This window comes from Amycolatopsis sp. NPDC004368, from assembly GCF_053602515.1.
Map to the genome: position 1 here is coordinate 1 of NZ_JBSGDT010000076.1, position 7,332 is coordinate 7,332.

Annotated in this window: 8 protein-coding genes and 2 pseudogenes; 4 read left to right on the forward strand and 6 right to left on the reverse strand. The window is 72.3% G+C overall.

All coding sequences use genetic code 11. From position 1 onward, the window contains the following. Positions 1 to 91 precede the first annotated feature (91 nt). The gene (locus ACWEOE_RS41865) at positions 92 to 1,222 is read right to left on the reverse strand and encodes a GDSL-type esterase/lipase family protein (protein WP_452019388.1); all 1,131 of its coding nucleotides are present in this window, start codon (positions 1,220 to 1,222) and stop codon (positions 92 to 94) included. A gap of 62 nt (positions 1,223 to 1,284) precedes the next feature. Further along, positions 1,285 to 1,599 (reverse strand): annotated as a pseudogene (locus ACWEOE_RS41870) (hypothetical protein); the annotation flags it as partial. A gap of 14 nt (positions 1,600 to 1,613) precedes the next feature. On the opposite strand from ACWEOE_RS41870, the gene ACWEOE_RS41875 reads away from it, so the two are divergent. Then, on the forward strand, positions 1,614 to 1,751 hold the full coding sequence (locus tag ACWEOE_RS41875; RefSeq protein WP_452019390.1) for a hypothetical protein: 138 nt from the start codon (positions 1,614 to 1,616) through the stop codon (positions 1,749 to 1,751). Here the strand turns inward: ACWEOE_RS41875 and ACWEOE_RS41880 are convergent. From ACWEOE_RS41880 to ACWEOE_RS41895, 4 genes and pseudogenes are all read right to left on the reverse strand, one after another. Then, positions 1,691 to 2,104 (reverse strand): annotated as a pseudogene (locus tag ACWEOE_RS41880) (DUF7192 family protein); the annotation flags it as partial. The gene ACWEOE_RS41875 and the pseudogene ACWEOE_RS41880 sit on opposite strands and share 61 nt — an antisense overlap. 28 nt (positions 2,105 to 2,132) lie before the next feature. Further along, positions 2,133 to 3,293: an AAA family ATPase gene (locus ACWEOE_RS41885; RefSeq protein WP_452019376.1), complete on the reverse strand. Its 1,161-nt coding sequence runs from the start codon at positions 3,291 to 3,293 to the stop codon at positions 2,133 to 2,135. Beyond that, a complete protein-coding gene (locus ACWEOE_RS41890) occupies positions 3,254 to 3,631 on the reverse strand; it encodes a hypothetical protein (RefSeq protein WP_452019378.1) in 378 nt (125 codons plus the stop codon). The genes ACWEOE_RS41885 and ACWEOE_RS41890 overlap by 40 nt, the downstream gene beginning before the upstream one ends. A 69-nt stretch (positions 3,632 to 3,700) precedes the next feature. Continuing rightward, the gene (locus ACWEOE_RS41895) at positions 3,701 to 4,183 is read right to left on the reverse strand and encodes a hypothetical protein (RefSeq protein WP_452019380.1); all 483 of its coding nucleotides are present in this window, start codon (positions 4,181 to 4,183) and stop codon (positions 3,701 to 3,703) included. Between the two features lie 71 nt (positions 4,184 to 4,254). Here ACWEOE_RS41895 and ACWEOE_RS41900 point away from each other — a divergent pair, with 71 nt between their 5' ends. The 3 genes from ACWEOE_RS41900 (at position 4,255) to ACWEOE_RS41910 (ending at position 7,198) form a co-directional block, all read left to right on the forward strand. Next, positions 4,255 to 5,499, forward strand: coding sequence for an aminotransferase class I/II-fold pyridoxal phosphate-dependent enzyme (locus ACWEOE_RS41900; RefSeq protein ID WP_452019382.1), 1,245 nt, complete (start codon positions 4,255 to 4,257; stop codon positions 5,497 to 5,499). An 83-nt stretch (positions 5,500 to 5,582) separates the two neighbouring features. Next, entirely contained in the window at positions 5,583 to 6,689 is a 1,107-nt protein-coding gene (locus tag ACWEOE_RS41905; RefSeq protein WP_452019384.1) for an FAD-dependent monooxygenase, read from the forward strand. A gap of 53 nt (positions 6,690 to 6,742) precedes the next feature. Further along, positions 6,743 to 7,198: a YbjQ family protein gene (locus tag ACWEOE_RS41910; protein WP_452019386.1), complete on the forward strand. Its 456-nt coding sequence runs from the start codon at positions 6,743 to 6,745 to the stop codon at positions 7,196 to 7,198. The last annotated feature ends 134 nt before the right edge of the window (positions 7,199 to 7,332 follow it).

Genomic DNA, 7,332 nt, shown 5'->3' on the forward strand with positions numbered 1-7,332 from the left:
ATTTACCGGAGACCTCACCTGTTTGATCTACGACACGCCGGACCGGCGACGTTGCTCAGCAATCTACCTGGTCAGCACATCAAAACAGGCTCTAGGCGAACGGCCCGCCGTCGCCGAACGCGAGGCGCGCGAAGCGTTCGCCGACGCGGTGGTGGGTCTCGGCGTCGGGGTGCAGGGCGTCGGGCAGGGGCAGTTCCGCGAAGTCCTGTTCGCCGTAGAGGGACAGGCCGTCGAGCAGGTGCAGGTTCGGGTCGTCCTTCCGGTGTTCCACGACCCGGGTGAGCTCATCGCGGATCACCTTCAGCGTCAGCTTGCCGGGGCCCGGTTCGCCGGTCGCGCGGAACCGCACCACGCCGTCGTCCTCGAAGACGGGGGCGCCGGGGCCGGGGGTGTCCTCGTGGATCGGGCACAGCAGCGGCGAAACGACGAGCAACGGGGCGTCGGGGTGGCCGGCGCGGATCGTGTCGAGGAAGCCGTGCACGGCGGGGCCGAACGCGCGCAACCGCATGAGATCGGCGTTGACGATGTTGATGCCGATCTTCACGCTCACCACGTCGGCCGGGGTGTCGCGCAGGACCTGCGCGGTGAACGGGTCCAGCAGCGCGCTGCCGCCGAACCCGAGGTTGGTCAGCTCCACACCCGCGCGCCGGGCCGCGATCGCCGGCCACGTGGTGGTGGGGCTCGCCGCACCCGACCCCTGGCTGATGGAGCTGCCGTGGTGCAGCCACCTGCGCCGACCGGCCGGGTTCGCCGCGCTCGCCGGCGCGTCGGCCCGCAGCTCGACGAGTGTGGTGAGTTCGTTGTGCGGCAACCAGATCTCGACGTCCTTGGTCCGCGCGGGCAACCCGGCGAACCGCACCGTGCCCGGCTCGCCGCGGCGCAGCTCTCTCGTGCCGGTCGTCATGTCGACAACCAGCTCGTCGCCGCCACCGACCGTCGCCGCGCCGACCGGGTTGCCGTCCACGAACACTTCGTAGAGCCCGTCGGGCCGCGGCGCCGCTCCGGCGTAGGAAACCTTGGTGCGCACCGCATCCAGCTCGACCACGGTCGCCGCGGTCCGGAACGCGAGCCGCACCCCGGACGGCTGCGCCTCCACCATGGCCAGCTGCGCGTCGCCGCGCGCCCGTGCCCACGCCGGCAGCCGGTGCGGCACCAGGCCGCGCTCGGTGCGTTCCAGTTCGAGGGCGCCGCGGATCACGCCGGGCAAGTCGATCACGTGCACGCGCCCCAGTCTGGCCGCCGGGGCAGCGGGTCGCACGCCGATTTCCGCCCCCGTGCCCGATCTCAGCGCCGGATCAGCCCCAGCTCCCCGAACAGCCCCTTCGCCCAGTCCGGCGCCGTCGGGAGGTCGTCCCACTGGCGGTCCTGCTCGGTGAGGTGCTGGAACACGTACGGATCGGTGATGTCGTCGGGCAGGTCGTCGGCCCGGCACTCGCAAGGCGAGGCGTAGGCGTCGTTCTTCATGGCCTGGGCGACCTCGGCCGGCTGCCGGTCCCAGACGCCGGACCACAGGCGGCGCAGCATGGCGGGGTGGGCGACGGCGAAGATCACCCGGCCGACGTCGAGCGGCTCGCCCGCGGAGATCACGCGGGCGACCGCGCGGGATGCTTTCGGTGCGGCGCACCGAAAGCATCCCGGTGAAACCCGACCAGATCTCGACGCTGTGGCCGGCGTCGATGATCGCCGCGCACAGCGTGACGAGCGCCAGACCGCGGTTGATGATCACCTCGTGCGCGATGCGGTGGGAGTAGGCGGCCGGGATGAGGAAGGTGACGACCTTCCCGCGCCGGGAGACCTGGCGGGGCACGGCGTCGACCATGCACTCGGGCACCCCGGAGAGGTACGCGCCGATGTCGACCTCGCTGCCGGTGACGCCCCACGACGGCTCCAGCTCCGTCACCTGGTGCCCCAGCCCGGCACCGGCGCGCAGTTCCTCGACGGTGAGATCGGCTTCCTCCAGCGCGACGGGCCAGCCGTCGGCCGCCGGCCGCAGCGCCTCCTCCCACGACGCGCCGGGCCACACGGTGTCGCTCTTGCGGCTGGCCGCGCGCTCGATCGTGGGCGGCGCGGCGGCGGTCTCGACGAACTCGTGCCCCGACAGCATCGGGGGCAGCGTCACGGGCAGCACGGCGTCAGTCCAGCCCGAGGGCCGCGCGGTGGGCGTCGGACAGGCCGCGGATCACCCGTCCCCGCATGACCGGCTCCACGCCGGCGCCGGCTTCCAGCAGCTTCGCGCCGTCGATGCTGGCGCGCGGCGAGAGGATCACCGGCAGCTTCTTGGCCAGCGCCGTCGCGCGCAGCTGTCGGATCGACGCGACCAGCTCTTCCACCTCGCCGGGGTGCGAAGGCGCGTGACACAGGGCGACGCGTTCCTCGAGCCCCTCGTCGATCGGCACGTCGAGGACCACGAACCGGTCCAGCGTGGCCGAGTCGAGCGTCTGGCGGCCGACGTACTGGCGGTCGCCGCCGGTGCCGTGGGTGTTGCCGGTGGCCACGAGCCGGAAGTCGGGGTGCGCGGTGACCATGCGGTCGGCGAAGGCGCACACGCCCAGCGCGAGCGCCTGGTTGAGCTCGGCCAGCAGGCCGGGGTGGCCGTTGTCGAGCTCGTCGAGCAGCAGCACGCCGCCGTGCTCGAACGCGCGGCGGAACGGTGTGTCGTGGTAGGTGCCGTCGGCGTCGTAGTAGCCGAAGACCTTGCTCATCGGGGTGGTCGGGCCGAGCGACAGCGCCTGGAACGGCAGGCCGAGCGCCTGCGCGCAGTGCTTCGCGAGCATGGATTTGCCGGTGCCGGCCGGGCCGACCAGCAGCACGTGGCACCGCGCGTGCAGCGCCACCAGCACCTCCGGCAGCACGGCGTGGGTGTCCTCGGCCAGCTCGATCGGCCGGCCCGACGGCAGCACCACCGACACCACGGTCGGCGAGTACCGCGCGAGCTCCTTCTCCGCGGCCGCCTGCACGGCCGAGCGCACCCGCGACAGCGCCACGGCGGACACCCGCTCGACCAGATCGGGTTTCGCCTGCCGCGACCTCCGCCACGGCCTTCTCGACGGTGCCCGCCAGTGCCTCCGTCGTCTCGCGACCAGCTGCTCGCGAGCCTCGGCGAGATCGGGGGTGGCCTTCGCGACGGCCGCTCGCGCCAGCTCGGGCAGCACCGTGCGTTCGAGCTGCTCGGCGAGCGTGGCCCGCAGCTCACCCGTGGTCCGCGCCACGGCCTCGGCCACCGTCTTCGCGGTCTGCTCGCGCACCGCCTCGGTCACCTCCGGCGTGGCCGACGAGACCAGTTTCGCGCGCACACTCTCGACGTCGGGCGCCGCTTCGCGCACCGCACGGGCAGCGAGTTCGGACAGCAGGCGGGCCGACGCGGTTTCCACGACGTCGTCGACCGACGCCCGCAGGTGTTACGCAGTGCGAGCTCCACCGATGCCTGGACCTCGGCCAGGTCGGGCGTCGCTTCGGCGACCGCGGCGCGGGCGAGCGCGGGCAGCAGGCCCTCGGCGTGGTGGCGGATCGTCTCGGGCAGGCGCGCGTGCACCTCGCGGTCGACGCCCCAGTACATTGCGGCCGGCGTGAACATCGAGCGCGCCACCGCTTCGGAGGTCTTCGCGATCTCAGCCTTCCGGGTGTCCCGCACCGTTTCGCCCCTTCGCCGTCGGCTTTCCTGCACGAGACGGTAGGAGGAACCGCGCGGGAGGGGTCCCGGTCAGCCGTCCCAGACGGCGGCGCCCTGGCGCACCACGGCGACCGGTGCCGGCGCGGCCGCGGGCCACAGGTCCACGACGTAGCGGTAGTGCTCGCCGAACTCGTGCTCGTTCCACGTCGTGCGCGGCGGCGCACTCTCCACATAGGACACCCGTACGCGGTACGGGCCGGGCGCGACCTCCAGCACGTGTTCCTGGCCCGGGTAGTCGGCCGGGCCGGCGATCGTCAGCTTCCCGCTGGGCGCCACCAGGTCGGCCTCGACCACGTGCTCGGCTTCGGGCAGTTCCGTGGGCGCGGCCGGGTGCACGGCGACGTCGACCTCGACCAGATCCGAGCGCGCGGTCGCCACGGCGAGCGACGACGGCTCGACCGCGATCCGGTGCGAAGTCACCGCTTCGTCGGACCAGCCACCGTCGCCGGGGACCCAGGCGGTGGTGTCCCGCAACGAGAACTGACGCTGATCGGCATGGACCACGAGACGCACGAGACCCCACCGTAGACCCTGGACAGGGGGTCACCCGAAATGGTATCGACGCGCGGTTTAGCGTTGAGCCCATGACCACTGCTCCCGTCGACGTCGACACCGCCCGCCGTGACTACGCGGCGCTCGTCGAGCGCGGCCTCTCCCTGGACATCACCCGCGGCAAGCCGTCCCCCCGGCAGCTCGACCTCTCCGCGGACCTGCTCACGCTGCCCAACGGCGAGTACAAGGCCGAAGACGGCACGGACACCCGCAACTACGGCGGCCTCAACGGCCTGCCCGAGCTGCGCCGCATCTTCGCCGACGCGCTGCAGGTCCCGATCGCGCAGCTGCTCGCCGCCGGCAACTCGAGCCTCGAGCTGATGCACGACACCGTGGCGCAGGCGCTGCTGAGCACGCTGCCGGGTGGCGAGCGCCGCTGGGCCGACGAGCCGCGCGTCGCGATGCTGTGCCCGGTGCCCGGCTACGACCGCCACTTCGCGCTCGCCGAGCGCTTCGGCATCGAGCTGATCCAGGTCCCGATGACGGCCGAGGGCCCGGACATGGACGTCGTCGAGCGCCTCGTGGCCGAGGACGCCGGCATCAAGGGCATCTGGTGCGTGCCCAAGTACTCGAACCCCACCGGCGTCACGTTCTCCGACGAGGTCGCCCGCCGGCTCGCGACGATGACCACGGCCGCCCCGGACTTCCGCGTCTTCTGGGACAACGCTTACGCCGTGCACCACCTCACCGAGACCGAGGACGAGGTCGCCGACCTGCTGGCGCTGGCCACCGAGGCCGGCAACGCCGACCGCGTGTTCGTGTTCGGCTCGACCTCGAAGATCACGCTCGCCGGCTCGGGCGTGGGGTTCTTCGGCTCCTCGCCGGCGAATATCGCGTGGTGGACGGGTGTGCTCTCCAAGCGCACGATCGGCCCGGACAAGGTCAACCAGCTGCGGCACGCGATGTTCCTCAAGGACGCCGAGGGCGTGCGCGCCCACATGCGCAAGCACGCGGAGATCATCGGGCCGAAGTTCGAGGCCGTCGACCGCATCCTCACCGAGGAGCTGGGCGACTCGGGGCTGGCTTCGTGGACCAAGCCGACCGGCGGGTACTTCGTCTCGCTGACCGTGCCCGAGGGCACCGCCAAGGAGATCGTGCGCCTGGCCAAGGAGGCCGGCGTCGCCCTGACCCCGGCCGGGGCCACGCATCCCTACGGCGACGACCCGAAGGACGCGACGATCCGCATCGCCCCGACCTTCCCGGTGCTCGAAGAGGTCGAAGAGGCCGTGCGTGCGCTCGTCGTGTGCCTGCGCCTCGCTGTCGCGCAGACCGCGTGAGTTCCTGAGCTCCTGAGCACCCCAGTGCCACCGCCGCCCGGTACGGTCGACGGTGGCACTGGGTCGTTTTCGGGGGGATTTCGATGCGCGTTCTCATCGCCGGCGGCGGCGTCGCGGGCACGGTCACGGCGATGGCGCTGCAGCGCGCCGGCCACGAACCCGTGGTGTTCGAGGCCTACCCCTCCGGCGGAGCCGACGCCGGCGCGTTCCTCACCGTGATGCACAACGGCATGGACGCGCTGAAGGCGATCGACGCCGACGGCCCCGTGATCGACGCGTCGTTCGCCGCGCTCGGCGTGGAGCTGGTCGGGCCGGACGGCACCACGGTGGGCACGCGCGAGTTCGACACCGGTGAGCTCGCCGGGCCGCGCACGCTGACCCGCGCGGCGTTCTACCGGGCGCTGCAGGAGGAGTCCGCACGCCGCGGGATCACCGTCGAGCACGGCCGCCGCCTCGTCTCCGCCGAAACCGGTGCGTCCGGCGTCGTCGCCACCTTCGCCGACGGCACCACCGCGACCGGCGACGTGCTCGTGGGCGCCGACGGCGTGCGCTCGGAGGTCCGCACCCTGATCGACCCGGGTGCCGACCGGCCGCGCTTCACCGGTCTGACCGTGGTCTACGGCTACACCCGCGCCGAGGGCCTGCCCGCCGCGCCCGGTGTGTACCGCATGATCCGTGGCAGCCGCGCGGCGTTCGGCTTCACCACCGCGCCCGACGGCGCCACCTTCTGGTTCGCCCGCATCCCCGACGCCGAACGCGAGCGCAAGGACATCGGCGCCGTCACGCCGGACGGCTGGCGCGAGTTCGCCCACGCGGCGTTCGACGGCGACCCGCTGCCGTGCGCGGAGATCGTGGCCGCGACCGGCGACGACGTCTTCGGCGGCCACTCCTACGACGTGCCCACCACGCGCATCTGGTCCACGGACACGATGGTGCTGGTCGGCGACGCGGCGCACGCGGCGTCCCCGGCCGCGGGGCAGGGCGCGTCGATGGCGCTGGAGGACAGCGTGGTGCTCGCGTTGTGCCTGCGCGACCTGCCGGACGCGCCCGCCGCGTTCGCCGCCTACGAGAGACTGCGGCGCAGCCGGGTCGAGAAGCTCGTGGCCGCCAGCGCAGGCCAGGACGTCGGCGAGGAGCGTGGCTGGCTGTACCACCACCACATCGACTGGAATGCGCGAATCACCGGCTGAATCACACGCGGAAACGCCAGTGGACGGCGTCTCGGCTGGCTACGATCCGGCGCATGACTCAACCCGCTCCTCCGATGCAGTTCCCGATCATGCTGTCCACGATGAACGATCTGCCCGGTTACCGCGTGGTTCGCGTGTTCGGCGAGGTTTTCGGCCTCACCGTGCGCAGCCGCAACATGTTCTCGAACCTCGGTGCCGGCTTCAAAGCCATGGCGGGCGGTGAGCTCAAGGGCCTGTCGAAGCTGCTGTCCGACTCCCGCTACGAGGCGCTGGGCCGCCTCTCGCAGGAGGCCATGGCGCACGGTGCCAACGCCGTGCTCGCGCTGCGCTTCGACTGCAACGAGATCGCCCAGACGGCCAGCGAGATCGCCGCGTACGGCACCGCCGTCTACGTCGTCCCGGACGGCGCCCAGCAGCCGCACCAGCAGCAGGGCCAGCACCAGCAGCCGCAGGCCCCGCAGCAGCAATACCAGCAGCAGCAACAGCAGCAGGCTTACCCGCAGAACTGACCCGCCCCGACGGCGTCAGTCACGGTCCCCGCACCAGCCTCAGCCAAGCCCTCAACGCAACCCACCAGCGAGATCGCGCCGGCGTCTCGATCAGGCGGTGCGATCGGCCCCCGGCCGATCCGACCGCCTGATCG